The 23707-nt window shown below is 53.2% G+C and carries 24 protein-coding genes and 1 tRNA gene; 12 read left to right on the plus strand and 13 right to left on the minus strand.

Translation table 11 applies throughout. The features are described 5' to 3' along the window. Positions 1–3 precede the first annotated feature (3 nt). Genes GRI36_RS08500 through GRI36_RS08510 form a run of 3 tightly spaced genes read right to left on the minus strand, consistent with a single transcriptional unit; the run spans position 4 to position 4289 of the window. On the minus strand, positions 4–819 hold the full coding sequence (locus GRI36_RS08500; RefSeq protein ID WP_328598368.1) for a phosphodiester glycosidase family protein: 816 nt from the start codon (positions 817–819) through the stop codon (positions 4–6). Beyond that, the gene (locus GRI36_RS08505) at positions 816–2339 is read right to left on the minus strand and encodes an anthranilate synthase component I family protein (RefSeq protein WP_160598068.1); all 1524 of its coding nucleotides are present in this window, start codon (positions 2337–2339) and stop codon (positions 816–818) included. Before GRI36_RS08505 ends, GRI36_RS08500 begins: the two co-directional genes overlap by 4 nt. Positions 2340–2357: 18 nt before the next feature. Next, complete coding sequence (locus tag GRI36_RS08510; RefSeq protein ID WP_160598069.1) at positions 2358–4289, minus strand: peptidyl-prolyl cis-trans isomerase; 1932 nt, start codon at positions 4287–4289, stop codon at positions 2358–2360. A 217-nt stretch (positions 4290–4506) separates the two neighbouring features. Here GRI36_RS08510 and tpiA point away from each other — a divergent pair, with 217 nt between their 5' ends. The 3 genes from tpiA to GRI36_RS08525 all read left to right on the plus strand — a co-directional run bounded on the left by tpiA (position 4507) and on the right by GRI36_RS08525 (position 7507). Further along, complete coding sequence (gene tpiA / locus GRI36_RS08515) at positions 4507–5271, plus strand: triose-phosphate isomerase (RefSeq protein WP_160598070.1); 765 nt, start codon at positions 4507–4509, stop codon at positions 5269–5271. 84 nt (positions 5272–5355) lie between these two features. Further along, positions 5356–5748, plus strand: a complete 393-nt coding sequence (gene secG / locus GRI36_RS08520) for a preprotein translocase subunit SecG (protein WP_160598071.1) — start codon at positions 5356–5358, stop codon at positions 5746–5748. Between the two features lie 124 nt (positions 5749–5872). Next, positions 5873–7507: a CTP synthase gene (locus GRI36_RS08525; protein ID WP_160598072.1), complete on the plus strand. Its 1635-nt coding sequence runs from the start codon at positions 5873–5875 to the stop codon at positions 7505–7507. Positions 7508–7909: 402 nt separating this feature from the next. On the opposite strand, the gene GRI36_RS08530 is transcribed toward GRI36_RS08525, so the two are convergent. Further along, positions 7910–8395 (minus strand): Hsp20 family protein, encoded by a 486-nt coding sequence (locus tag GRI36_RS08530; RefSeq protein WP_160598073.1) that lies wholly within the window; start codon positions 8393–8395, stop codon positions 7910–7912. Between the two features lie 172 nt (positions 8396–8567). On the opposite strand from GRI36_RS08530, the gene grxC reads away from it, so the two are divergent. The 4 genes from grxC to GRI36_RS08550 all read left to right on the plus strand — a co-directional run bounded on the left by grxC (position 8568) and on the right by GRI36_RS08550 (position 10264). Next, positions 8568–8831, plus strand: coding sequence for a glutaredoxin 3 (grxC, locus tag GRI36_RS08535; RefSeq protein ID WP_160598074.1), 264 nt, complete (start codon positions 8568–8570; stop codon positions 8829–8831). Positions 8832–8840: 9 nt separating this feature from the next. Further along, complete coding sequence (locus tag GRI36_RS08540) at positions 8841–9665, plus strand: carbon-nitrogen hydrolase family protein (protein ID WP_160598075.1); 825 nt, start codon at positions 8841–8843, stop codon at positions 9663–9665. Then, positions 9662–10147 (plus strand): DUF1178 family protein, encoded by a 486-nt coding sequence (locus tag GRI36_RS08545; protein ID WP_160598076.1) that lies wholly within the window; start codon positions 9662–9664, stop codon positions 10145–10147. Before GRI36_RS08540 ends, GRI36_RS08545 begins: the two co-directional genes overlap by 4 nt. Positions 10148–10187: 40 nt before the next feature. Next, a tRNA-Arg gene (locus tag GRI36_RS08550) sits at positions 10188–10264 on the plus strand. A gap of 20 nt (positions 10265–10284) precedes the next feature. On the opposite strand, the gene GRI36_RS08555 is transcribed toward GRI36_RS08550, so the two are convergent. After that, entirely contained in the window at positions 10285–11451 is a 1167-nt protein-coding gene (locus GRI36_RS08555; protein WP_160598077.1) for an MFS transporter, read from the minus strand. A gap of 154 nt (positions 11452–11605) precedes the next feature. On the opposite strand from GRI36_RS08555, the gene GRI36_RS08560 reads away from it, so the two are divergent. Further along, positions 11606–12049: a hypothetical protein gene (locus GRI36_RS08560; RefSeq protein WP_160598078.1), complete on the plus strand. Its 444-nt coding sequence runs from the start codon at positions 11606–11608 to the stop codon at positions 12047–12049. 106 nt (positions 12050–12155) lie between these two features. On the opposite strand, the gene GRI36_RS08565 is transcribed toward GRI36_RS08560, so the two are convergent. The 3 genes from GRI36_RS08565 to hppD are packed head-to-tail and all read right to left on the minus strand — an operon-like array spanning position 12156 to position 14853. Beyond that, positions 12156–13067, minus strand: a complete 912-nt coding sequence (locus GRI36_RS08565) for a mechanosensitive ion channel family protein (RefSeq protein ID WP_160598079.1) — start codon at positions 13065–13067, stop codon at positions 12156–12158. Between the two features lie 60 nt (positions 13068–13127). Beyond that, positions 13128–13691 (minus strand): VOC family protein, encoded by a 564-nt coding sequence (locus GRI36_RS08570; RefSeq protein ID WP_160598080.1) that lies wholly within the window; start codon positions 13689–13691, stop codon positions 13128–13130. A gap of 25 nt (positions 13692–13716) precedes the next feature. Then, entirely contained in the window at positions 13717–14853 is a 1137-nt protein-coding gene (gene hppD, locus GRI36_RS08575) for a 4-hydroxyphenylpyruvate dioxygenase (protein ID WP_160598081.1), read from the minus strand. Positions 14854–14988: 135 nt separating this feature from the next. Between hppD and GRI36_RS08580 the strand changes: the two genes are divergently transcribed. The 4 genes from GRI36_RS08580 to GRI36_RS08595 all read left to right on the plus strand — a co-directional run bounded on the left by GRI36_RS08580 (position 14989) and on the right by GRI36_RS08595 (position 19192). Then, positions 14989–16146 carry an acyl-CoA dehydrogenase family protein gene (locus GRI36_RS08580; RefSeq protein ID WP_160598082.1) on the plus strand — a complete coding sequence of 386 codons (1158 nt, stop codon included), beginning with the start codon at positions 14989–14991 and terminating at the stop codon, positions 16144–16146. 73 nt (positions 16147–16219) lie between these two features. Further along, positions 16220–16543, plus strand: coding sequence for an FtsB family cell division protein (locus tag GRI36_RS08585; RefSeq protein ID WP_160598083.1), 324 nt, complete (start codon positions 16220–16222; stop codon positions 16541–16543). Between the two features lie 166 nt (positions 16544–16709). Then, positions 16710–17843, plus strand: a complete 1134-nt coding sequence (pdhA, locus tag GRI36_RS08590; protein WP_160598084.1) for a pyruvate dehydrogenase (acetyl-transferring) E1 component subunit alpha — start codon at positions 16710–16712, stop codon at positions 17841–17843. Further along, complete coding sequence (locus GRI36_RS08595; RefSeq protein ID WP_160598085.1) at positions 17840–19192, plus strand: pyruvate dehydrogenase complex E1 component subunit beta; 1353 nt, start codon at positions 17840–17842, stop codon at positions 19190–19192. Before pdhA ends, GRI36_RS08595 begins: the two co-directional genes overlap by 4 nt. 45 nt (positions 19193–19237) lie before the next feature. Here the strand turns inward: GRI36_RS08595 and GRI36_RS08600 are convergent, their stop codons facing one another. The 5 genes from GRI36_RS08600 to GRI36_RS08620 all read right to left on the minus strand — a co-directional run bounded on the left by GRI36_RS08600 (position 19238) and on the right by GRI36_RS08620 (position 23668). Further along, complete coding sequence (locus GRI36_RS08600; protein WP_160598086.1) at positions 19238–20239, minus strand: TadE/TadG family type IV pilus assembly protein; 1002 nt, start codon at positions 20237–20239, stop codon at positions 19238–19240. After that, complete coding sequence (locus GRI36_RS08605; protein ID WP_160598087.1) at positions 20236–20823, minus strand: TadE/TadG family type IV pilus assembly protein; 588 nt, start codon at positions 20821–20823, stop codon at positions 20236–20238. Before GRI36_RS08605 ends, GRI36_RS08600 begins: the two co-directional genes overlap by 4 nt. Next, positions 20820–22712, minus strand: coding sequence for a TadE/TadG family protein (locus GRI36_RS08610; protein ID WP_160598088.1), 1893 nt, complete (start codon positions 22710–22712; stop codon positions 20820–20822). Before GRI36_RS08610 ends, GRI36_RS08605 begins: the two co-directional genes overlap by 4 nt. 102 nt (positions 22713–22814) lie before the next feature. Further along, positions 22815–23264 carry a TadE/TadG family type IV pilus assembly protein gene (locus GRI36_RS08615; RefSeq protein WP_160598089.1) on the minus strand — a complete coding sequence of 150 codons (450 nt, stop codon included), beginning with the start codon at positions 23262–23264 and terminating at the stop codon, positions 22815–22817. Next, positions 23261–23668 carry a TadE/TadG family type IV pilus assembly protein gene (locus GRI36_RS08620; protein WP_235902207.1) on the minus strand — a complete coding sequence of 136 codons (408 nt, stop codon included), beginning with the start codon at positions 23666–23668 and terminating at the stop codon, positions 23261–23263. The genes GRI36_RS08615 and GRI36_RS08620 overlap by 4 nt, the downstream gene beginning before the upstream one ends. Positions 23669–23707 lie beyond the last annotated feature (39 nt).

Here is a 23707-nt window from a genome sequence, read left to right on the forward strand (position 1 = left end):
TGCCTATTCCTTCATTTCAACCACGATCATCGGGCCTAGCGGAGCGCCCATGTCCAATCTATCGCTGGCCGGGTCCCATAGGGCAGAGACATTACCATCGAGGAACAGCGCGTCGGGAGTTTTCAGCTGATCGCGGTAAAGTCTGGCGAGCACCCCAAAGGAAATTGGCCCCGCTGATATCACGAAATGTGCGCGACCTTCGGCATCAACACCAACCCCATTGCGGACCGCTTTTGACGGCCCATTTTCGGTGATCTCGGGATGAATCTTGCCGTCTATTACCAACATCGGACCGGACTGTGTTCCAAAGTTGGGCCTGTCACCGACATTGCTGTAAAAATCATCCGATGTGCGAATATCCCACTTCCCGCGGCTTCCGAAGAACACGCCATTGGGCTTCAAATGGAAATTCCCCGGTCCGTCAGTCCGGCTAAGCTCTTTGGTACGGCTTCCGTTCTCGACATAATAGCCGATCGGCTTGCCTGCCTTATCGAACATCCCGCCGTTTACCGCAAAGGCGATCAGTGGTGCGTCGCTTCCGCGTCCACCGGCCAAGTTGGCGAGGCTGCGGTATGGTTCTTTGCCCTTTGGACCAAGCGCGGTTGTAATCGTGTGCTTGGCAGGGTCAGCGATGCAATCAGTGAACTTTTCGCCTTCAAATGTGATGGTTTTGCACGCCGATGCCCTGACCGCAGCTGCAATCTCGGCTTCTTCTGCCACGCCGCTGCCAATCTCGGTCCGCAGTACAGGCTGACCCTCAGGCTCTGGATTGCAAGCGCTAAGCACACTCAACGCTGCCAAAAGGATTAGTTTTTTCACTGTCCAAACCCTGGTTCTGTCGCGACTATGGCAGCTTCGTTGGCGGCGGCGATTAAGGCGCCCGCTTTGGCTTCGCATTCACGCTGTTCATATTCTGCTACGCTATCGGCGACGATGCCTGCGCCAGCTTGTACATGAAGCGTTCCGTCCTTCACCACGCCGGTACGCAGAACAATGCAGCTGTCGACCGAACCATCTGGCGCGAAATAACCGACGCCCCCAGCATAGGCACCGCGTGTCTCGGGCTCTAACTCGGCAATGATTTGGCAGGCGCGAACTTTGGGTGCCCCACTAACGGTTCCAGCGGGGAAACCTGCGAACATTGCATCGAGTGCGTCATGTTGAGGGTCAAGCTGCCCAACTACATTGCTTACGATATGCATCACGTGACTGTATCGCTCGACGGTGAAGCTATCGGTGACCTCGACCGTGCCGCGTGCGGCGACCCGGCCGACATCATTGCGACCAAGATCAAGCAGCATCAGGTGTTCGGCACATTCCTTGGCATCGTTTAGCAAGCTGTCCTCGGCCAACTGGTCGGCGGCGCTATTGGCTCCGCGGGGCCGCGTCCCTGCGATCGGACGGATGGTGACCTCACCATCGCGAACGCGCACCAGAATTTCAGGGCTCGAACCGACGACAGCGAATCCTGGCAAGTCGAGGAAATACAGAAACGGTGACGGATTTACCCGTCGCAAGGCGCGGTAAAGCGACAACGGCGGGAGCGGGAACGGGCAAGTGAACCTTTGCGCCAGAACCACCTGAAAGATGTCGCCAGCTTCGATATAGGATTTTGCGCGGCCAACCATCGCCGCATAGTCATCGCTGCTCATCGTTGGATTCATTGCCATGGGAGGTAGATCGGCCACGGTTTCAGCTATTGGCGCTGCCTGTGCCAAACGGCGTAAAGTTTCGTCAATTTGCCCTTCCGCGATGGAAATTGCCGTCACGGGCACGGTCTCGCTTGCCCATAAAGGGGCGATGGCAAACAATTCTTCGGTCAGGCCGTCAAACACCAAAATGACAGTTGGACGGACGAACAGCATGTCCGGCAAACCGAGGCCATTTTCAGGGGGACGGGGTAATTCTTCGACCAAGCCGATTGTCTCGTAACCGAAGTAACCGACAAGGCAGGCTAGGGCAGGCGGCAGGCCATCCGGAACTTCGATCCGGCAATCCTGCACCAATTGGCGCAATGCTTGAAGGCTTTCATTTTCGCAGGGCTCGAAAGCGTTATGGTCAGTCTTCCAAGCGGAATTGACTGCCGCGTCTGAACCCGAGGCGCGAAACACCAGATCAGGATCAAGCCCGAGCAAGCTATAGCGGCCACGAATTTCGCCGCCCTCAACCGATTCGAGCAAGAAATCTCCGCGACCCGGTTCAATCAATTTCTCCGCAGCGCCCACAGGTGTAACCGTATCAGCAATGATTTTACGCCAGACAAGCGCAGGCTCGCCCGCGTTAAGCTGGCTAAGGGCGGCGTCTGCGTTTGATAAGGTCGAGCTGGATTGCTGGGTCATAGGGCCGGCGAATGCCCGTCAGGATTCGCCGGCGAGCTGCTTGCGCACGGCTTCAATTGCCGACTCATTCCGCTCTACGCCCATTTCCTGATCAATCGCTGAGCGCAATTGCTCACCATATTCTTGTCCCACGGTCTGATCGAGTTGTAGCTTTGCGCGGATAAACAGCGGATCATCTTTGCTGATTGTACCGGCTTCGATCTCGTCCAACCGAACTACAAACCAGCCCGCGTTCTGCGGGGCCTCAAGACGCTTTGTGCTGCCCTGGGCCATGCTGAACATCAACGCCAGTGGCGCAGGTACTTGCTGGCCGGATGTTGCGAGCTGTTCACGCGATAAATTGATCGAATCGGCTGATGGGAGGGCCTTTTTTTCGCCGCGCATCGCAGCTGTAATTGTGGCCCCTTCTGCAATGCGTTTCATAATCCGGTCGGCTGCAGCCTTTGCAAGCTTTGAACCTTCGGACAGTTTCCACCCAGCGACCAAGGCGTCTTTGATCTCAGCCATTGGTGCTGCGGTTGACGGCTCAATATCAGTCACTTCGAATACAAGAAAATCGTCGGTTCCTTGTGCGAGGGCGAGCTGCGGTTCGCCCTCATCCATTTGGAAAGCCGTTTGAAGGGTGGGGCCCAGTAATTCAGGAACGCGTTCCTGCGCTGTGCCGTAAACGAGGCCAGCGCCAGTAACTGGCTTTGTTGATATCAATTTTACGCCAAGTTCCTGTCCGATATCGACCAGTGCGACGCCATCATCCACCTGATCTTCGACGCGTGCTGCCAAGTCGGACAGCGCCTGCCGACGCTTCTCTTCAGTAAGTGATGCAATGATTGCCGGGGTCGCTTGCTGCAAATTACGACCTTCTTTCTTATCGATTGAATCAACGCGCACGATGTGGAAGCCTAGGCCGCTCTGCGCAGGGACGGCGATTGCACCTCGTTTCGCTGCGAATGCGGAGGCAGCAACTGCAGATGAAGTCTGCGAAGCATATTCTGACCGCGCTATCGGTCCAACTTTGGCCGTCTGAAGACCAGCCTGATTGGCCGCTGCCTCGAGGGAACCACCAGCTTTGACTTGGTCGCTGATGGCAGTTGCTGCCTGACGTGTAGGAACAATAAGCTGGGTTATCGTACGACGCTCGCTAGGCGCATATTCAGCGCGGTTTTCCTCAAACCGAGCGGCAATTTCTACATTTGTCGGAGCTTGTGGTGCATTTAATTGTTCAGATCCAAAGGTAAAGTAGCGGATCACACGCCGTTCAGGACGAATATAATTGTTCCGTGTTTCATCATAAAACGACTTAAGTTGTTTGTCGGATGGGTCCGTAGTTGGCGCGAAGACAGAAGAAGGGACAACTGCGATCGAACCCTGCCTTCGCTCTTTGAGCAAAGACGCATAACGTAAAGCGAACTTTTCAGGAATGCGCCCGCCAAATTCTGCAGGGCGCAAGACTTGCTGGGCCAGCAAGCCGCTACCTATATCGGACCGGATCAGCTTGTCAGTTAGCCCCTGCTGTGAAAGAAACTGTGTGTAGGCCTCCTGACTGAAATTGCCGTCGGCCCCCCTAAATGCAGGGATCATAATGATTTGGCTGTTCACCAAATTCTCGCCTGCTCTCAGACCGTATTTCCTGCCAAACTCCGCAATGGATGCACGTTCTAACAACTGGTCGAGCACGTCCTCGAACCCGCCCTGAGCCAAAAAGGTTGGCATCGATATTGTCGGATCCTGCTGTCGCGCATTGCTAAGTGCACTATTCGCTGCGGTAACCAGATCGGCAGTATTGATCTTTTCGTCGCCGACTACAGCTACCCGGTCGTCGCCCGAAACGCTGCCAGTTAAATTGCCCGACATATCCGATGCCGCAAACGCAAACGCGATTAGCCCGAGAAAAGCCAACGACACAACGATACCAATTTTCGACTGAAAAAACCTGCGGAAGAACTGAATCATAGTGGGTGACGTGTCCGAATCTGTTGGCCGGACAATTTCGTCCCGCGGATTAAGTTTGAGAATATTCCTTTATCGGGCCTGCGACCTCCCCGCAACAGGTGGGTAAGTCTTTTGACGAAAACGTAAACTCGCTCTATCGAAACCAACACTTAGCCCCCATATGGCGCAAAAGATAAACACATCCCCCTTTCGAATTTGAAGTTTTCAGGAAATTGGTATGGCCGAGCGGCCCTATATTGTTGGCAATTGGAAAATGAACGGTACCCGGTCGATGCTCGCAGAAGCGCGCGCGATTGACCGTTCGTCACAGCGTTTGATGAAGGTGGAGGTTGCCTTGGCGCCACCCTTCACATTGCTTCATGCGGTCCACCGCGAGGTTGAACAAATCGGCGTCGGTGCGCAAGACTGCCACCCGGGCGCAGATGGAGCGCATACAGGCGATATCTCTGCTTCGATGGTATCCGATGCTGGCGCCAAATTTGTGATATTGGGACACAGCGAACGGCGCCAAGATCATGGAGAAACTAACACCCTGATTCGCGAGAAGGCGGAAGCGGCTTTGTCCGCAGGAATGCGGGTCATCATGTGCTGCGGTGAAACCGAAGCGGTCCGTGACGAAGGTAAAGCAGAAAGCTTTGTTTCGCGTCAGTTGAAGGCTTCGCTTCCAGAAAGAATCGAAAGCGTGACCGATTCTTTGACCATCGCTTATGAACCGATTTGGGCAATCGGCACAGGACGAACCCCCACGGTAGAGGACATCGAAGCAATGCACCGGACTATCCGGACATTGTTGGTTGACCTATTTGGCGCTGAAGAAGCCGAAGAAGTGCGTATTTTATACGGGGGCTCTGTAAATGCCGAAAATGCCAAGGAATTACTATCAGCCGATGAAGTTGGTGGCGCCTTGGTTGGCGGTGCGAGCCTGACTGCGGAGAGCTTCTTGGGAATTGTTATCGCGGCTGCGGAGGCTCAGGAGCAATAGTTTCCTGCGCCTCTATGCATTAAACTTGCCCTTCGCAGGGGGCGGCACTACATGCGCAGGCACACAAATTAGAGTATCTCGTCTATGTCACTTTTTATTTTTCTTACTGTCCTTCAGGCATTGGTCGCCGCAGGATTGGTTGTAACCATCCTTATGCAGCGATCCGAAGGCGGGGGCCTTGGAATCGGTGGAAGCCCCAATGGCATGATGAGCGCACGCGGTGCGGCAGATTTTCTTACTCGTTCAACCAAATGGCTCGCGGTCAGCTTCGTTGTCTTGTCGATTGTGCTGGCAGCTGTAGCGGTGGAAACCACAGGCTCGAACGATATTTCGTCCACAGTTGATCGCAGCGTTCCAGATGGTTCGGACCCGCTGGGCGGTGCCCTTGGTGACCAAACCGCTGGCGCAACCATCGAAGCTCCGGAACCAGCCCCTGAAGCGCCTTCTGACGATCCATTGGCAGACGTCACAAATTAAGCCCTTCGGGTGCGGATTTGCTTCCTTTTCTTAGTTTTTTAATCGGCAGAGTTGTGGATTGCGACGATTAGTCGCCTCATTCTGCTTGCCCCGACTCCATTTACAGCCTTAAGGCCCAACTCCCATGGCGCGGTACATATTTATAACCGGCGGCGTGGTCTCCTCGCTTGGCAAAGGTCTCATGGCAGCAAGCCTTGCAGCACTGCTGCAAGCACGCGGCTACAAAGTGCGGATTCGCAAATTCGATCCCTATCTAAACGTCGATCCAGGGACGATGAGCCCCTATCAGCATGGTGAAGTCTATGTGACCGATGATGGCGCAGAAACTGATCTTGATCTTGGGCATTATGAGCGGTTTACCGGCGTTTCAGCGCGGCAAAGCGACAATGTTACCAGCGGCCGTGTTTATCAGGATATTATCGCACGCGAACGTCGGGGCGACTATCTTGGTGCCACGGTACAGGTCATTCCGCACGTTACTGACGAGATTAAGGCGTTCGCGCTTGCTGAAACCGATGATCTCGATTTTGTCCTGTGCGAAATCGGCGGCACGGTCGGTGACATCGAATCGCTTCCGTTTATGGAGGCGATCCGCCAGCTGCGGAACGAGCTTGAGCCGATGCAGACGGTTAGCGTTCACGTGACTTTGGTCCCGTATATTGCGGCGGCGAAGGAACTGAAAACTAAGCCAACGCAGCACTCGGTTCGTGAACTCGCTGCGCTGGGTATTAAACCGGACATCCTGCTTTGTCGTAGTGAGCATTTCATTCCTGAAGGCGAACGCCGGAAAATCGCGCAATTCTGCAATGTGCGTGCAGAATCGGTCATTCCAGCGCTCGATGCGCCGTCGATCTACTCGGTGCCGCTGCAATACCATCGGGAAGGGCTCGATAGCGAAGTCCTAAGAGCGTTCGGGATTACCGATGCTCCTGAACCCGAATTGGCGCGGTGGGATGATGTAACCGACCGCTACTTCAACCCCGAAGGCGAAGTCACCATTGGCGTGGTTGGCAAATATGTCGGCCTGCAGGATGCTTACAAATCGCTCAATGAAGCGCTGGTTCATGGCGGGATGGCGAACCGGGTAAAGGTCAATATCCGCTGGATTGATGCTGAGGTTTTTGAAAACGACCATGAGGATTTGGCTGCAGAATTGGAGCCACTTCATGCGATTCTGGTCCCAGGCGGATTTGGCGAGCGCGGCTCCGAAGGCAAGATTGCAAGTGTGCGGTTCGCTCGGGAACGCAAGGTTCCCTTCCTTGGAATTTGTCTGGGTATGCAAATGGCCTGTGTCGAAGCTGCACGCCTTGCGGGGATCGAACAAGCGTCCTCGACCGAATTTGGCGATACGCCTGAGCCGGTTGTCGGCATCATTACTGAGTGGATGACCGAGGAGGGCATTCAAACTCGCGAAAGTGGTGGCGATTTGGGCGGAACAATGCGGCTTGGTGCTTATGATGCTGAATTGTCTCCAAATAGCCAAGTCAGCGCGATTTATGGCGGCAAGACGACGATTTCGGAACGGCATCGCCATCGGTACGAGGTTAATGGCTCCTATCGGGATGCTCTTGAGAGAACAGGGCTGGTTTTCTCTGGTATGTCGCCTGACGGACTGCTGCCGGAGATTGTCGAGCGCCCCGATCATCCTTGGTTTGTTGGTGTGCAGTTTCATCCAGAATTGAAATCGCGCCCGTTTGACCCGCATCCACTATTTGATGGCTTTATTTCGGCAGCGGTCGATCAATCGCGTCTTGTATAATACTCAGAACATAAGCTTTGTAAATCAAAGGCTTGCCTAGAGTTTAGGCCTTCGGCGCTGGCGATCTTATCAATTGCTTCCGATATTAATCGGTCTCTTATTGCAACATAATCGTTATCTGGCCTTTATTTTCTTAATCTTTTCAAGCAAAGAAGTCTCGTGCTTTGGCCGTGATGAGGGTCGGGACAAAGCGACTTACCGATTTACGAGCTTTTTAGCTTGTTCCGGATTTGACCGTCTTCTGCGACCCGGACGGTGAAATTCGGACAGGGCAGCATGCAAATGCTGCGGGGGTGGGTCTTTGGATCTACCCCCAATTCGCTTTAATCCGCGCGCATAACGAAATGGCCCCATCCGGCAGACGCTGGATGGGGCCACATTCGAAGGCATAGAAGTCATTCATTACGCGGCGTTAGAAGTATCGCCGCTTTCGTCTGAATCGTCCTTGACGATTTCCAGCGTGGTATGACCGTTCACTGCAATCTTCTTCGGTTTCATCGCGTCCGGAATCTCGCGAACCAGATCGATTGACAAGAGCCCGTCTTCGAGGCCGGCATTTTCAACGCGAACATAATCCGCAAGCTCGAAGCGGCGCTCGAACCCGCGATTGGCTATGCCGACATGGAGCATATCGCCTTCAGCCTGCGCATCTTCGCGTTTTTTGCCCTGAATGGTCAGCAGGTTCTGCTGTGCGGTAATATCGATGTCAGCAGGTTTAAAGCCCGCGACTGCCAGCGTGATGCGGTAATTATCATCGCCGCGGCGTTCAATGTTGAACGGGGGGTAATTCTCTCCGCCATTGCTGCGCGCTTGATTCTCAAGCAAATCGAACAAGCGGTCAAAACCGACTGTACTGCGGCGGTAGGGTGTAAAATCTAAACGTGACATAGTAACAAATCCTCATTGAGCAATTTGACATGGATAGAGCCCGCGCTTCACGGCGCTCCATCGGTTGATATCCAGACCCGTTGTGGCATCAGGACGATTACTCATTTAGGGAGGTATAATTACCTTTCAAGCCCTGATAATGCTGGGCAACGCTGCACCTAAAGGACCGAATATGAGCGCGCCCAAAATTGAAATCTACACTAAATTCACCTGCGGATTCTGCCACCGTGCCAAGCAATTGTTGGCTAGCAAAGGTGCGGAATTTACCGAATTCGACATCAGTATGGGGGGCGTGGATAAGGCTCGTATGCTCGAGCGGGCACCATCGGCACGCACCGTCCCACAAATTTTTATCGGTAATTTGCATGTTGGTGGATCGGATGACCTTGCTGCGTTAGAGCGCGCCGGCAAACTTGACGATTTGTTGGCCGGGTAGGATGTCCTAATGCCGCGCATCGCTGTCTTGCAGATGAACACAGGTATCGATCCTCAGCGAAATGCCTGTGTTTTGGTCGATGCGTTGGAACGTGCGGCTGATGGCGGGGCGGTGATGCTGTTCACGCCGGAAATGTCCACTTTGCTCGATAGCAACCGGGCGAGGGCAGCGGTACATGTCGTGCCTGAGGCTGAAAATCTCGCAATTTCAATGGTGAGGGACGCATGCGCGAATACAGGAGTTTGGCTTGCGTTGGGATCAATTCCGGTCGCAGGATCTGGAGCAAAATCTGCAAATCGTTCGTTGGTGATTGATGCCACTGGTCAGATCCGCGCTCGTTATGACAAAATGCATATGTTCGACGTTGATTTGGCCAGTGGCGAGAGTTGGCGGGAATCAAGCGCCTATCAGGCAGGTAGCGATGTAGTGGTAGTTGAAACTCCAATCGGCCGGCTAGGGCTGACAATATGCTACGACATTCGTTTTCCAGTTCTGTTTGATCAGCTGGGTCGCGCACATTGTGACGTTATTGCGATACCGGCAGCGTTCACGGTGCCGACTGGTCAAGACCATTGGCACGTTCTGCAGCGCGCCCGGGCCATAGAGGCATCTGCTTACGTCGTCGCCGCCGCTCAAACCGGTGAACATCAAGACGGACGCAAGACATACGGTCACAGCCTCGTGGTAGACCCATGGGGTAAAGTGCTGCTCGACATGGGAAAACAGCCGGGGATGGCGTTCGCCGAGATAGAGGCTGACCGAATTGCCGAAGTGCGCTCGCAACTACCCAGTCTTGCCAACCGCCGCGATATCCCTAAATCCACCTCACCATGATCGTATTTGACCTTTCTTGCCCTAGCGGCCACCGTTTTGAAGGCTGGTTCAAGTCGTCGGAAGAATATACCTCACAGGCGGCGCGCGGGTTGGTGTCTTGCCCAGAATGCGGTCTGACCGGAGTGACTAAAGCCCCAATGGCTCCGTCAGTGGGTGCGAAGGGGAACCGCCAAGTTGCTGGATTGGAGAAGCTTGACGCTCCTCGAGGGCAGCGCAAGGCGCCGATCACTAATGGCAAATTGCCGCCCGAAGTCGGAAAGGCGATGAGGGAGCTTCCTGAAATCCAAGCCAAAGCCCTCAAGGACAGTAAGTATGTTGGCGATAGCTTCGCTGAGAAATCGCGGGCAATGCATTATGGCGAGCAAGATGCGCAGAATATCCATGGGGAAGCGACCTTGAATGAAGCGAAGGAGCTTCTTGACGAAGGGATAGCAGTATCGCCGCTGCCTTTTCCGGTTGCACCACCGGATGATTTGAACTGATTGCATCATTGCGCGCTGCGGATTAGGAGCCGTCGCGGTCGCACCCGTAGCTCAGTCGGATAGAGCACCAGATTCCTAATCTGGGGGCCACAGGTTCGAATCCTGTCGGGTGCACCACATTTGCAATTTTGATTCGTCTAAGCGCTTAGCGCGACTTTCCTCGCCTGGCGCCACGATAGCGCCACCAGCGCCATCGATAGAACCAATGCTAGCGCTGCATCGCCTGGCCAGCCGGCAAATTCATATGCAGCAGTTCCAGCCCAACTCGCCAAGCCCGCTCCGATGAACATCAGCATGATGTAGCCTGTCATCAAACGCGTGCGAATGTCAGGTGCGAGTTCGAGCGTGGTCATTCTGCCGGTAACGTCAATTGCCGGCCCGACGGTGTTCATAATAACAATCGGAATGATAAGTAGCCACAGGCTGTCGCCGAATGGCCAAAGTAGTGCGACGCCGGCCATCTGCACGACTGCTAGCCTAAACCGGGCCTTGCTTGCTCCAACCTTGTCTGCCCAGGCGCCAAGCCTAGGTGTGGCGAACAAAGCAACGACTGCAAAACCTGCGAGATAGCCCACTGTATCCGTGCCATACCCCATTTCAGCGCTTGTGAGATGCAAAGCCAGCCCCAGCCAAATCGAAAGGAAGATGCCGAAGTTCAGTGCCTGGATAATTCCTGAAACGACCACTTGTGGGTGTGCCCTAAGCAAAGGGAAAAGCGACATGACGAGGGTGATGTAATTGCTCTTCGGACCAGTGTCAGCACGCGGCCTGCGCCCTTGCATAATCAGCGGTAGAGTCAATGTCGTGAGCACCATCAAGATTGCGGCGATGACGTAAACCAGATGCCAATCGAATTGCTGGGCGATAAAACCAGCGCCGGTTCTGGCAAGCAATATCCCGAAAATTGTTCCTGCTGTAAGCGTAGCGGTCATTGACCCTAAGCGCTCGCCGCTCACTCGTTTAGATGCATAGGCTGGCAGCAAATATGGTGCGATAGTCAAGAAGCCGAGAATAGTGGAGCCGAACAAGAATAGCCAGAAGCTCTTGGATAGGGCCATGGCGCACAGCGCCAGAGTTTGGCCGATTGCGAAGATAATTGACAGCCGCCTGTTACTGTAACGGTCACCCAGCGGCAGCAGCAGGAATATGCCCAGCGCCAAGGCAATTTGGTTCAGTGCTGGGACCAGACCGATGGTTGCCGCACTGACTTCAAAGCCGTCTGCTACTTCGGAAATAATCGGGTGGATGTAATATGCGTTCGCAACCATGACCCCGCCGGCTGCAGCCAGAAGAAATTCCTGCATTCTCGTCAGGTGGCCTTGATATGGGCCGCTGTCATGTTCCGGAGTTGGCAAAGCAAGCTTTCAATTATCGCAGATTTGCGAATAGTTTTTCAACTAGGCAAAATTGCGGAACGGGGCTAGTCCTTGTCTGTTCCGAACATGAGGGGGATATTATATGCGGACTATCAATGCACGTCGCCGGACCAAACTGGCTCTGGGCCTTTTTATCACATCAGCGCTTTCCACGGTCGGCGCGTCTCAACCCGTGCTGGCGCATGATGTTCAGCAGCAAGCCTATAACGTATTTTTCTCTTCCAAATATACTTATTGCGATGCGGCGCTGATCGGCAAATTGTGGGGTATCGATACTGGAGAGGCAAAGGCACAGATCGGCGAAAAGATTCTTAACGGCATCGGCGATAACATTCCGTTCGTGCTGAATTTGAGCCGTGAAGAAGGAAATCAGTGTGAATGGTCTGATGTCCCTTACACCTACGAAGATGCCGAGCTAATTTCGCAGATTTGGGATCTTGGCGGGGTTGGTCAGGCCAAGTCGAAAATGGCAATGCTAGCAACAGCAGGCAACCAGCATTGGATCGATGCCGCGCTTTCTCGCTGACTGAGAAACCATTCGTAGATTTTTTCTACGGAAAGCTAAGTGCAAATAATTATGGGCGTCCCTTGCTAGCAAAGCATTGGACGCCCTAGTCATGTAGATGTGTTGCCTAGTCTTTAGCTTGTCCAGCCAATGGCACAGCTTCTTTGAAAGTGTGCGTAACATAAGGGAACGGTATCTCTATTCCGGCGTCATCAAGCGCGCGCTTGATCGAGCGAATTACCGCATCGCGGCTTTCATGCATGTCGCGGGGCTTTGATCCGGCCCACCACCGCACTCTAAAATCGACAGAGCTTGAATTGAATTCACAAGCAAAAACGTCGATGCCCTTGTCAGTCAGAACGGCATCGACGCTTTCGACAGCTTTGCGAATTACGTCGGCAGCCTGGTCCAGATCGGTGTCGTAGGAAACGCCTGCTAGAACTTCATGGCGACGTTCTGTTTCATCGGTCAAAATCTCGACCGGATTTTTGAACAGCATCGAGTTCGGAACAAGAGTGACTTCACCCGAAAGTTTGCGGATATACGTCTCGCGCAAAGTGATGTGTTCTACCTTACCGGTAATTCCATCGCATTCGATCACATCGCCAATGCGCATTTTTTCGCGAAGCATTATAAGAACACCGGCAAGGAAGTTTTCAAATATATCCTGAAACGCGAAACCAATCGCAACCGCGCCGATACCGAGGCCGGCAATCATGCTAGCTGGCGTAAGGCCCGGCATAACAACAGTGAGGGCGATCATAAAACCAACGATCCAGATCGCCAGCCTGACCAAGGTATCAATTAAATTTTTCAGGCTCGGCCGCATCTCAGTCTTGCCGATCAGCTTGTCGGCAATCTTGACCGCGAATTTTGCGACGAGCCAAGTGATAACGATAATCACCAAGGCAATTGCCATATTGGGTAAGGCGCGGACAATGCCTTCGCCCATATCAACTATTTGGTCTTGCAGCGTTGCAACAGTGTTGACGGTTTTATCGTACGTCTCGCCGGGAGGCGATGTAGTTCCGGATTGCATAGTGTTCCCCATTTTCCAACCCAACGCCATGTAAACACGGTTGTTCCGATTTATCTGGGTTCAATTTGACTTATGCTCATCCCGGGCAATGGCGTGAAGCCAATCTGCATGACGAGGTGCCTTTTTGGTTGCGCTCCATTCGTCGAGCATTGGCATCGCGACCTTTTTAAGCTCCGAATATTGCTCGTCCGTTCCTATGTCTGTGGCAAGTTCAACTCGATGGCCATTGGGATCGAAGAAATAGATCGATTTGAAAATGCCATGATGGGTTGGGCCAAGAACATCGATGCCGAGGCTTTCGACATGGGCCTTCGCTGCTAACAGCTCCGCCTCAGATCCGACGCGGAATGCCAGATGCTGGACCCATGCAGGGGTGTTTTCATCGCGCCCCATTTCAGGCTGCTGCGGTAGTTCGAAGAACGCGAGGACGTTGTTGTTCCCTGCGTCCAAGAATACATGCATGTAGGGGTCATAGGCACCGGTTGATGGGACATGGTCCTCAGAAAATGCCGAGGTGTATTCCATGCCGAGCACTCGCTCATACCATTCAACGGTCTCTTTGGCGTCCTTGCAGCGATATGCTGCGTGATGGACACCGCCCAATTTAATCGGGTGACTAGTCATGCAATCGTCCCTTCCGCGCTTGGCTTCAATCGACAGGCAGAGGTGCAACTTCAGCGACCTCTTCAACCTTTTCCTCCACTTTTAACGCTCCGCGGTTGATTTGGTCCCGCTCCATGCTTTCGAATAGCGCTTTGAAATTGCCTTCGCCGAATCCATCATCGCCCTTGCGTTGGATAAATTCAAAGAACACTGGACCTACTTGAGCTTCGGCAAATATCTGCAGAAGTAGGCGTGGCTGACCGCCATCAGTGGTACCATCCATCAGGATGCCGCGCATTTGTAGCGCATCCTCGTCTTCACCATGTCCGGGCAACCGCTCGCTTAGCATTTCGTAATAAGCTTGGGGCGGGGCGGTCATGAAGGGCACGCCAAATTCTTTAAGGCGATCCCAACAGCCGACCAAATCGTCGCAGATCAGGGCAATGTGCTGAATGCCCTCTCCATTAAACTCCTTCAGGAATTCTTCGATCTGGCCCTTACCGCCTTCGCCTTCTTCATTGAGCGGAATCTTGATCTTGCCGTCAGGCGCAGTCAGCGCCTTGGAGGTAAGACCGGTATATTCGCCTTTGATGTCGAAGAAACGGATCTCGCGGAAGTTGAACAACGTTTCGTAATAATCGGCCCAATAGGCCATCCGGCCATTGTAAACATTGTGGGTCAAATGATCGATAATGTTGAAGCCAGCGCCAACCGGGTGAGTGTCAACACTAGGCAAATATTCGAAATCAATGTCGTAAATCGACAAATCATTCTCACCGGTTTTGCCTTCATACCGGTCGACCAGATACAAAATCGCGCCGCCTATACCGCGGATTGCAGGAATTCGCAGTTCCATCGGTCCAGGCTCGTTCGCCACAGGCTCAGCACCTTGAGCGATCAGGTGTTCATAAGCTTTGGCAGCATCCTTTACACGGAAGGCCATACCGCAGGCGCTGGGGCCATGTTCGCGAGCAAAGAACCAAGCGGCAGAACGCGGTTCATAATTTGCGATCAGATTGATGCCGCCTTGACGCCACAGATCGACATCCTTGCTGCGATGCTTTGCGACTAGGGTGAAGCCCATAGCGGCGAACACTGGTTCCAATCGGCCACGTTCCGGAGCACAAAACTCAACGAACTCGAATCCATCTAGGCCGGCGGGGTTTTCATACAGGTCAGGCATCGGTCACTCCAATTTCGATATGGTTTCACTTGTAACTAATTTTTCGGGCCGATGCAAGAGCGCCACATGCAAGATAGGTGGACAGCCAACCACTGATTGGGCAAGCCATTTGCAATCCAAAAAAGCGAGCAGTGTATGATCGAAAATGAAGAACTTGCAGAAATCAGACGCGCTGTTCGTTCGCTATGCGAAGAATTTCCGGGAGAATATTGGCGTGAGAAGGATCGCAAGCGGGCCTATCCCGGTGAATTTGTAGATGCGTTGACTAAAGCGGGATTTCTCGCGGCGCTTATCCCTGAGGAATTTGGCGGGAGCGGTCTATCGCTCGACGCTGCTGCGGTAATCATGGAAGAAATCCAAGCCTCAGGCTGTAATGGCGCGGCAGCTCATGCGCAAATGTATGTGATGAATACTTTGCTTCGCTACGGCAGCAATGAGCAGAAGCAGGCCTATTTGCCCGGTATCGCCAAGGGTGAACTGCGTTTGCAAGCATTTGGCGTTTCCGAACCGACCAGCGGAACCGATACGCTCAGCTTGCGGACTTTCGCCAAAAAAGACGGCGATGATTATGTGGTGAACGGCCAGAAAATCTGGACCAGCCGCGCCGAGCATTCCGATCTCATGATGTTGCTAGCTAGGACAACTCCGAGAGAGCAGGTGGAAAAAAAGACCGAGGGTTTGTCGCTTTTCCTCGTGAATATGCGTGATGTGGTCGGCAATGGTATGACCATTAAACCAATCCGTACCATGATGAACCACTCGACGACCGAGGTTTTCTTCGATGACATGCGAATTTCAGCATCTGCGTTGATAGGCGAAGAGGGGAAGGGCTTTCGCTACATCCTATCCGGCATGAATGCAGAACGAATTCTGATAGCTGCCGAATGTATCGGCGACGCCAAATGGTTCATCGAGAGAGCGACGGAATATGCAAATGAACGGCAGGTGTTCGGTAACCCCATTGGAAAGAATCAGGGAGTGCAATTCCCGATTGCGCGTTGCTATGCCCAAATGCGCGCGGCAGAGCTGATGGTCCACGATGCTGCAAGTGCCTTTGATGAAGGCGGTAACGCCGGTGCAGAAGCCAATATGGCCAAAATGCTGGCGTCGGAGGCTAGCTGGTCTGCCGCAGATATGTGTGTGCAGACGCACGGCGGGTTTGGCTTTGCAGAAGAGTATGATGTCGAACGAAAATTTCGCGAGGCCCGGCTGTATACGGTGGCACCAATATCGACCAATTTGATTCTCAGCTATCTGGCGGAACACGTTCTCGGTTTGCCGCGATCCTATTGAAGTCTATCGCGTTATTGCAGATAATTTCAGATTATGCTTGTGTCGTTGAATCATATGTGATTCTAAGAGAATTATGACCGTTCAGGGACACAAGATCGCGCTGCCGAAGGAGCAGCTGACTCAGGGATTGGCGCTTGCTGCTCTGTTGATCTTGACCGGGCTTGCAATTGCCGGGCCGAGTGGCTTGCTTGCATGGGGTGAGAATTTGCAATTGCTCGATCAACGTCACGCTCAGATTGCTGCACTTACTGAGGAACGCGATACCCTGAAGAACCGGGTCGAGTTGATGGACCCCAATAATGCCGATCCGGACCTTGCTGGCGAAGAAATTCGCAGGAATCTTAATTTTGTTCATCCCGACGAAGTTGTCCTCACGCTTCCCGATGCCGGCGAATAGCTCAACCGAAATACGCTGATTCCGTAAAGGATTTTGCCAAAGTTTTCGTATGCAGGTGCGTGCAGAGCGTTGCGTGACCCTGACACTTGCGCTTATAGACATTCCCACAGCGTAACACTGCGCGACCCGCCTCCTCTGGTGAAAATTTAGTCTAGGATGTTCCACTTTGGCAAAACCGGCTCGGACCAGCAAAGCTTCCGCAAAGAAAGCTCCTGCGAAAGCATCAGCGGATAAGAAGCCTGCAACGAAGCAGGCTCTTAATCAATCGGACGAGGATTTTGCGCTCCACAGCCTTCAAGCCGCGCATGAAGAGGCGCCTCTTTATGATGCCAGTGATGAAGAGTTGCTGAAATTTTACGAGCAGATGCTACTCATCCGCCGGTTTGAGGAAAAGGCGGGCCAACTTTATGGCCTCGGTCTAATTGGCGGTTTTTGTCATCTCTACATTGGTCAGGAAGCTGTCGCCATCGGCCTGCAAAGCGCTCTCGATAATGACAAAGACAGCGTGATTACGGGTTATCGCGACCACGGTCACATGCTGGCTTATGGTATTGATCCCAATGTTATCATGGCTGAATTGACTGGCCGTCAGGCCGGAATTTCCAAGGGCAAGGGCGGCTCGATGCATATGTTCTCGACCGAGCATAAATTTTATGGTGGCCATGGTATCGTGGGCGCACAGGTCGCGCTCGGCGGAGGATTAGCGCTCGCACATAAATACAACGAGGATGGTGGCATTTGCCTCGCCTATTTCGGCGATGGCGCGGCTAACCAAGGGCAGGTTTATGAGACCTTCAACATGGCGGCATTGTGGAATTTGCCGATTGTGTTTGTGGTTGAGAATAACGGATATGCGATGGGCACCGCGGTAAAACGCGGCTCCGCAGAAACCGAATTTCACCGTCGGGGCACTGCATTCCGTATTCCGGGCATGGATGTCGACGGGATGGATGTTTTGGCTGTGCGATCAGCTGCTGAAATCGCGTTCAAGCATGTCCGCGACGGCAATGGCCCAGTTCTGATGGAACTGAACACCTATCGTTATCGCGGGCATTCAATGTCCGATCCGGCTAAATACCGGACCCGTGAAGAGGTTCAGGAAAAACGGGACCATCACGATCCGATTGAGGCAATCAAGAAAATCCTCGCAGACCGAGGCAAGACTGAAGCTGATTTGAAGGTAATCGATAAAGCAATCCGGGCGCGAGTGGCTGAATCAGCTGACTTTGCAGAAAGCTCACCCGAACCGGATCCGGCGGAACTCTACACTGATGTTTTGGTGGAGGAGTACCACTCATGACTATTGAACTTAAGATGCCCGCGCTTTCACCAACCATGGAAGAAGGCACACTCGCAAAATGGCTGGTCAAAGAGGGCGATGAAGTGTCCTCCGGCGATATTCTTGCCGAGATTGAGACTGACAAAGCGACAATGGAATTTGAGTCGATCGATGAAGGCACAATTGGCCAGATCCTGATCGCAGAAGGTACCGAAAATGTAGCTGTTGGCACCGTTATCGCGACGCTATCGGGCGAGGGTGATGAAACTGCTCCGGCCCCTGCCCCGAGCCCGGCGGCTGAGCCCGCACCGGCTCCTTCTCCGTCAGCATCGAAGCCTGCTAAGAGCGAACCGAAAAGCGACCCCGAAATTCCGCACGGTACAAACATGGCAACCGTCACCGTTCGCGAGGCTTTGCGCGATGCGATGGCGGAGGAAATGCGCCGCGACGAGCGTGTATTCGTGATGGGCGAGGAAGTGGCCGAATACCAGGGTGCCTACAAGGTAACTCAGGGACTACTCGATGAATTTGGACCAAAAAGGGTGATCGATACACCGATCACCGAATATGGTTTCGCGGGTATCGGCACGGGCGCTGCGATGGGCGGCTTGCGCCCGATTGTAGAGTTCATGACGTTCAATTTCGCGATGCAAGCGATTGATCATATCATCAACTCTGCGGCCAAGACCAATTATATGTCTGGCGGACAGATGCGTTGCCCGATTGTCTTTCGCGGCCCGAATGGCGCGGCCAGCCGTGTCGGCGCGCAGCACAGTCAGAACTACGGACCTTGGTATGCAAGCGTTCCAGGGCTGATAGTCATTGCGCCTTATGATTCATCCGATGCCAAGGGGCTGATGAAGGCGGCAATCCGTTGTGAAGATCCCGTGGTATTTCTTGAAAACGAGCTGGTTTATGGTCGCAGCTTCGAATTACCCGAACTCGACGATCATGTTCTGCCAATCGGCAAGGCGCGCATAATGCGTGAAGGCACCGATGTTACCATAGTTAGCTATTCGATTGGCGTGGGCCTATCGCTCGAAGCTGCCGAAATATTGGCTGCCGAAGGTATTGAAGCTGAAGTGATCGATCTGCGCACGCTACGTCCACTAGACAAGCAAGCCGTACTAGATAGCCTCGCCAAAACCAACCGCGTCGTGATTGCAGAGGAGGGCTGGCCGACTTGCTCTATCGCTTCGGAAATCGTCGCAATTTGCATGGAAGATGGCTTCGACCATCTTGATGCGCCGGTCACCCGTGTTTGTAATGAAGACGTTCCGTTGCCATATGCCGCCAATCTTGAAAAGATCGCGCTGATTGACACGCCGCGCATTGTCGAGGCGGTCAAAAAGGTATGCTATCGCAACTAGGCTAAGTTGAGACCGGGTCGCCGACAGGGGCGACCCGATTAAGTGCTAGCACCACCAACCCCACGTTGGGCACCATTCGCCATTCCCATTGTCAATGTTGCCTGAATTACCACCGCTAGTCGTCGTAGTTGTCGTTCCAGGACCGCCCCCCGATGTTGTTCCGATCCCTGCTCCGCCACCACTAGTCGTCGTAGTTGTCGTTCCAGGGCCGCCAGTTGATGTTGCTCCGATCGTGACGCCGCTACTTCCCACCCCGCTCGAGCCAGAGCTTACAATTCCACTTGAACCAGGCAGACCCGTTGCATCGGGATCATCGCTGAATAGCCATGACCAGCTGCCAGTCTTCCTTGGGGGAGGCGGGATCTCCTTATAGGAATCGTAGATATCGCAGCGGGCGATATCATCCGGCGAGTCTGGATCTTTTTGGTAAATCTCAGTCAAATCGCGGCTTGCGCGGACTTGAAATGCTGACGTCGCCCGGATTGTTGTATCGCTCAAGAATGCATCGGTTACGATAGGTTGGTAATCATACGCCACCTCGACAAACATCACCGGCTCGCCTTCCATTGCAAATACTTCCTGATCCTTGGGACCCATCCCGACAAAGCTTGGGTCGTCCTTTCCGGTGCCTTCATCACCATAGGTGGACGGCGATGTCTTGCGCCCTTTGCAGCGCTGCCAAGCGATATATTGCTGCTGTGGGTCGCTGCCCGGTACTACCTGTAGGCTGCTGAGAATAACCCGCCCATATTCATAAAGATCGATATTCTCGCCTGCTTGGAGGTTTGAACCTAGCAACAGATCGTTGAGGTCGCTTTCATAAATCTTGCGATTTGCAAGCGTCGATGTGTCGCCAATGCGCGATGCGTTGTCGGCGATATGCATTGCCGCCTGATTGACTCGCATACTGGTAATGGCAAGATTGCCCGTTTCCAGACCGGCCAAGCCAACGGTTAGTACAAGAGGTGTGGCCAGCGCAAACTCTGTTATGGCGACGGCCTGCTTGTTCGCGCGCAGCCGACGGATCATTTTTCGAAAAGGGCTCATGGGCAATTCTTAGTGACTGCGCGGTCAATCACATCTCCATAGGGTTGGTTCCGTAAAACGGAGGTAACCGTGGTTTGCTGGAACGGCGAAATCCCGATGAATGGCGCAATCGGGAAAGCGCGTGGATATTTGATGGTCACTTCATACAAGACGGCATCGCGGGCACCGCCCATGCCAGCTTGGCCCTGGTCGGCGTCCCAAACTCCGTTGGCGTTGGCGTCTTCGAACGGCTCGCCATCATTGCAGGCATGATCGCCATTAACATCGGTGAAATCTTCCGCCTTGCCGACATTGCTAAAGTTGGAATAGGCTTTGCGATTGAAAGTCATTGTAGCGTCCGGCACAACGTCCAGCACGGCATCACGCACGATCTGGTCGACTGATGTTTCGGTCGCACCCTGTAAAGTTGAATCCCGGGCGGCCGCTTGTACCGATCCTTGCAGCATTGAATTGGCGTACATATTGTACGAAAAATCGAAAATGCCCATGAGCATCATTAACAATACAGGCGCAATCATCGCGAATTCTACCAGTGCAACACCATTGATGTCGTTGCGAAGCGATTTGAATCTGGAAAGGATCATTTCTGGATCCTTAAATCGCCGATTGATTTCGCGATTGAACTGAATGCGTCATTCAGGTCCGATGCGCTGGCGGCTTCAAAATAGCGGCCATTGCCCGCGCATTCGACCATCGAGTCATTAAGATAGGTTCCGAAGGCGATCACCCAGACTGTGATGTTGCGTTTTTTGGCTTCGGAACAAACAACGCCAAAGCGCGCTTCGACTGTTTCTGCAAGGGTTATCGGTGATGCGGGGGTCCAGCGCCGTTCATCCAACCCTTCGAGTCCATATGCGCCGTAGGCCAAATCGTAAGGCTCTGTCTGGCCATCGGTGAGGAATACCATGTGGCGAGTTTTGGGGGAACCGGTCACATCCGCGTTTTCGCTGGCATACAGTCCTGTTGGTGACATCAGCCTCGCACCCCAAATCATCCCTATGTCGTGGTAGGTCGCGCCGTAAGGCGCTAGCGTCGCGAGATAGGTATCAACCTCATCCGTTGTCATCTCCTGCAATTTTTGCGCTTTGGCGGGGCAAGAAGAAAACCACCATGTGCCGGTTTTGGAGTATGTATGGGCGGTCAATTTCTCTTCTTTGGTGAACGAGCCGGTTCCGTGGTCATAGAAGGAGCGGGCGTAGATGACCGATGGATTAAACGGCTTCCACTGTGTTTCTGGATTTCCGGCTGTCGGTACCAGGTCAATATTCAAGTCGAGGTTCTGGTTGAAATCGACATTAAGATAGTCGGTGATCTCGGTCGTCGCACGCTCTTCTATGCAGCCCGGCAATGTGGCACGCCAATCGCTGACTTCCATGGATATCGGCTTGTAAAGGTATTGTGAGGATGTGAAGTTGTAGGGACGGGTCCAATTCGTATAAGTCTGAAGATAATTATCATAACTTAGTTTTTGGACCTCGCACTGGGTCCCGTTCAGGACAACACGGTATTTGTCACCATTCTCGAGTTTTTCCATTTCGGCATGTGTTTGGGTGCCAGCGGGCGGACCAGCAAATGGCGAAGAAACGCTGGATATCTCCGTGTTGGTACTGGTGTAACTTTCAGGAGGCAGCACTTGATCACAAGCGCCATCAGCCGTGGAATAGGTAGATTCAACCTCCCATGTGCCCTTAGTGCCCGATACATATTGAAAATTGATGCTACTAGTCCCGGGTGATGTAAACTCTGTAGACCCTGCGTCCTCGCGTGATTGATAGGTCCACTGATCGGTGACCCAATCATCTGCCAGCAAGTGCCCTACGTTCACATTGGTTGCATAGGGGACAAATCCGTAACGAATACGGCTGTCAGGGGATTTGGCCGCTTCCAATTGCGCGTGAAAATTGCGGATAACCTGCTTCATGCTTTCCATGCGCGTGAGCGGATCGCCGACGTTCGTATGACGCATTGATCCGGTGACATCGAGCACCATCATTACGTCAAGATCGGAAACACTTAATACCGCGTTGCAATCGACCGACACGGGCACTTCATCATAGCCAAATACGCCCATGATGCTGGTGGGAACATCAACAGATGCGACTCCGCTAATCGCGAAATCCTGTTCAAGTGTCATTTCGAAATTGCGGCTTTCAGTGCCGTAATTTCCATCGCGAAAGTTAAGATTGAAGAAGCGGCGACCTGTGGTCGCTACGTTTTCAGGGACTTTACCGTCAACAATCGCTTGCGTCCCCAAGCTCTTGCGAGCGGCGAGAACGCCGGCGTCGCAAGCTGCTTGAAGACGGCTCGACGCAAGATAGGCGCGGCTCATGTCGATACCGCTGCCGACAAGACCCAGCAGCGGGAAAATAGCCGCAGCAATCAAGGCGAGGGTGTTGCCCGACTGGTCGCGAGCGAGCGTCCGGAGGAAATTTCCTCCTTTCGATTGACTGACCTTGTTCTGCTGTTCGGACATCCGAAAATCGCCTTCATTGCTTGAGCGTGGAAAGCTCTAGCGGGAGGGGGCAAAATCTTCGCAAACAAGGATGGTTAAACGGGCTTTAATTTCTGAGCGAAATTATGGAGCAATCGTTGGTGCAACAACAAATATTGGCCGTGCATAGGTTAATGTCGTGCCTGGCAGCGTTACGAAGGGTAGCCAGTCTTCCAAAGTATAAGTGATCGAGATCTTCAACTCATCCGCGCCGGTAACGCGGCTGACGGTCTGCTCGGTCACGGCGATGTTGATCCGGTCTGTATCAAGCATGTAAGGCGCATTCACCGCTGTCGCGAGCAGAACAGAGCGGATTTGTTCATGCGTGGGCTCGGCACCCTTTTGATACTCGACCATAGTGTAGCGTGCACCATCAGACGCGAGCGAACGGATCGCGTTATAGTTCTGCATATAAACGCCAGTGTGAAACACGCCGATCATCAATGTAATCAGGATCGGCGCGAGAATGGCAAATTCAACTGCCATCGCAGCGGTTGCGTCCCGCCTCAGCTGCACCAGTTTGGCAATGATCATGATAATTGCACCGTCCGCTCAACATCGAGTGTTACAGGAGCGCCGACGCCGAAATCAGTCCAGACGGGTGTATAAGTGTCGGTCAGATCGATCTTGATGTAAGAACTGATCACATCATCTTCACCGCAGCTGTCGGCATTTGTCGTGGTTATTGTGTTCGCGTTGCAGCGATAGAACCGGCTTACGGTAATCTGGTTATCCGTTAGTCCCATAGAAGTTTTGATGATGTCTTTGATGGTGGCCAGATTGGTGGTTGCACCTGATGCAGCGGCCAAGGCGATGACCTGGCCTTCCGATGCTGCAGTCTGGAGTTCGTGCTGGCGCGACACCATTGTGCCGACTTCATACGTGCCGAGTGCCATCGTCGCCAAAATAGGCGCGACAATGGCTGTTTCGATCGCCATTGATCCCTTTCGGCAAGCCCAAAGTTTTTGAAATTGGTG

Origin of the sequence: Pontixanthobacter gangjinensis (genome assembly GCF_009827545.1) — a bacterium.
In the GTDB taxonomy this organism is placed as follows: Bacteria; Pseudomonadota; Alphaproteobacteria; order Sphingomonadales; family Sphingomonadaceae; genus Pontixanthobacter; species Pontixanthobacter gangjinensis.

What these genes read in the sequence shown, in the direction of transcription:
- GRI36_RS08505 (WP_160598068.1), bottom strand. Translation starts at nt 2,339, where the DNA reads ATGACCCAGCAATCCAGCTCGACCTTATCAAACGCAGACGCCGCCCTT.
- GRI36_RS08510 (WP_160598069.1), bottom strand. Translation starts at nt 4,289, where the DNA reads ATGATTCAGTTCTTCCGCAGGTTTTTTCAGTCGAAAATTGGTATCGTT.
- tpiA (WP_160598070.1), top strand. Translation starts at nt 4,507, where the DNA reads ATGGCCGAGCGGCCCTATATTGTTGGCAATTGGAAAATGAACGGTACC.
- secG (WP_160598071.1), top strand. Translation starts at nt 5,356, where the DNA reads ATGTCACTTTTTATTTTTCTTACTGTCCTTCAGGCATTGGTCGCCGCA.
- GRI36_RS08525 (WP_160598072.1), top strand. Translation starts at nt 5,873, where the DNA reads ATGGCGCGGTACATATTTATAACCGGCGGCGTGGTCTCCTCGCTTGGC.
- GRI36_RS08530 (WP_160598073.1), bottom strand. Translation starts at nt 8,395, where the DNA reads ATGTCACGTTTAGATTTTACACCCTACCGCCGCAGTACAGTCGGTTTT.
- grxC (WP_160598074.1), top strand. Translation starts at nt 8,568, where the DNA reads ATGAGCGCGCCCAAAATTGAAATCTACACTAAATTCACCTGCGGATTC.
- GRI36_RS08540 (WP_160598075.1), top strand. Translation starts at nt 8,841, where the DNA reads ATGCCGCGCATCGCTGTCTTGCAGATGAACACAGGTATCGATCCTCAG.
- GRI36_RS08545 (WP_160598076.1), top strand. Translation starts at nt 9,662, where the DNA reads ATGATCGTATTTGACCTTTCTTGCCCTAGCGGCCACCGTTTTGAAGGC.
- GRI36_RS08555 (WP_160598077.1), bottom strand. Translation starts at nt 11,451, where the DNA reads ATGCAGGAATTTCTTCTGGCTGCAGCCGGCGGGGTCATGGTTGCGAAC.
- GRI36_RS08560 (WP_160598078.1), top strand. Translation starts at nt 11,606, where the DNA reads ATGCGGACTATCAATGCACGTCGCCGGACCAAACTGGCTCTGGGCCTT.
- GRI36_RS08565 (WP_160598079.1), bottom strand. Translation starts at nt 13,067, where the DNA reads ATGCAATCCGGAACTACATCGCCTCCCGGCGAGACGTACGATAAAACC.
- GRI36_RS08570 (WP_160598080.1), bottom strand. Translation starts at nt 13,691, where the DNA reads ATGACTAGTCACCCGATTAAATTGGGCGGTGTCCATCACGCAGCATAT.
- hppD (WP_160598081.1), bottom strand. Translation starts at nt 14,853, where the DNA reads ATGCCTGACCTGTATGAAAACCCCGCCGGCCTAGATGGATTCGAGTTC.
- GRI36_RS08580 (WP_160598082.1), top strand. Translation starts at nt 14,989, where the DNA reads ATGATCGAAAATGAAGAACTTGCAGAAATCAGACGCGCTGTTCGTTCG.
- GRI36_RS08585 (WP_160598083.1), top strand. Translation starts at nt 16,220, where the DNA reads ATGACCGTTCAGGGACACAAGATCGCGCTGCCGAAGGAGCAGCTGACT.
- GRI36_RS08595 (WP_160598085.1), top strand. Translation starts at nt 17,840, where the DNA reads ATGACTATTGAACTTAAGATGCCCGCGCTTTCACCAACCATGGAAGAA.
- GRI36_RS08600 (WP_160598086.1), bottom strand. Translation starts at nt 20,239, where the DNA reads ATGAGCCCTTTTCGAAAAATGATCCGTCGGCTGCGCGCGAACAAGCAG.
- GRI36_RS08605 (WP_160598087.1), bottom strand. Translation starts at nt 20,823, where the DNA reads ATGATCCTTTCCAGATTCAAATCGCTTCGCAACGACATCAATGGTGTT.
- GRI36_RS08610 (WP_160598088.1), bottom strand. Translation starts at nt 22,712, where the DNA reads ATGTCCGAACAGCAGAACAAGGTCAGTCAATCGAAAGGAGGAAATTTC.
- GRI36_RS08615 (WP_160598089.1), bottom strand. Translation starts at nt 23,264, where the DNA reads ATGATCATTGCCAAACTGGTGCAGCTGAGGCGGGACGCAACCGCTGCG.
- GRI36_RS08620 (WP_235902207.1), bottom strand. Translation starts at nt 23,668, where the DNA reads ATGGCGATCGAAACAGCCATTGTCGCGCCTATTTTGGCGACGATGGCA.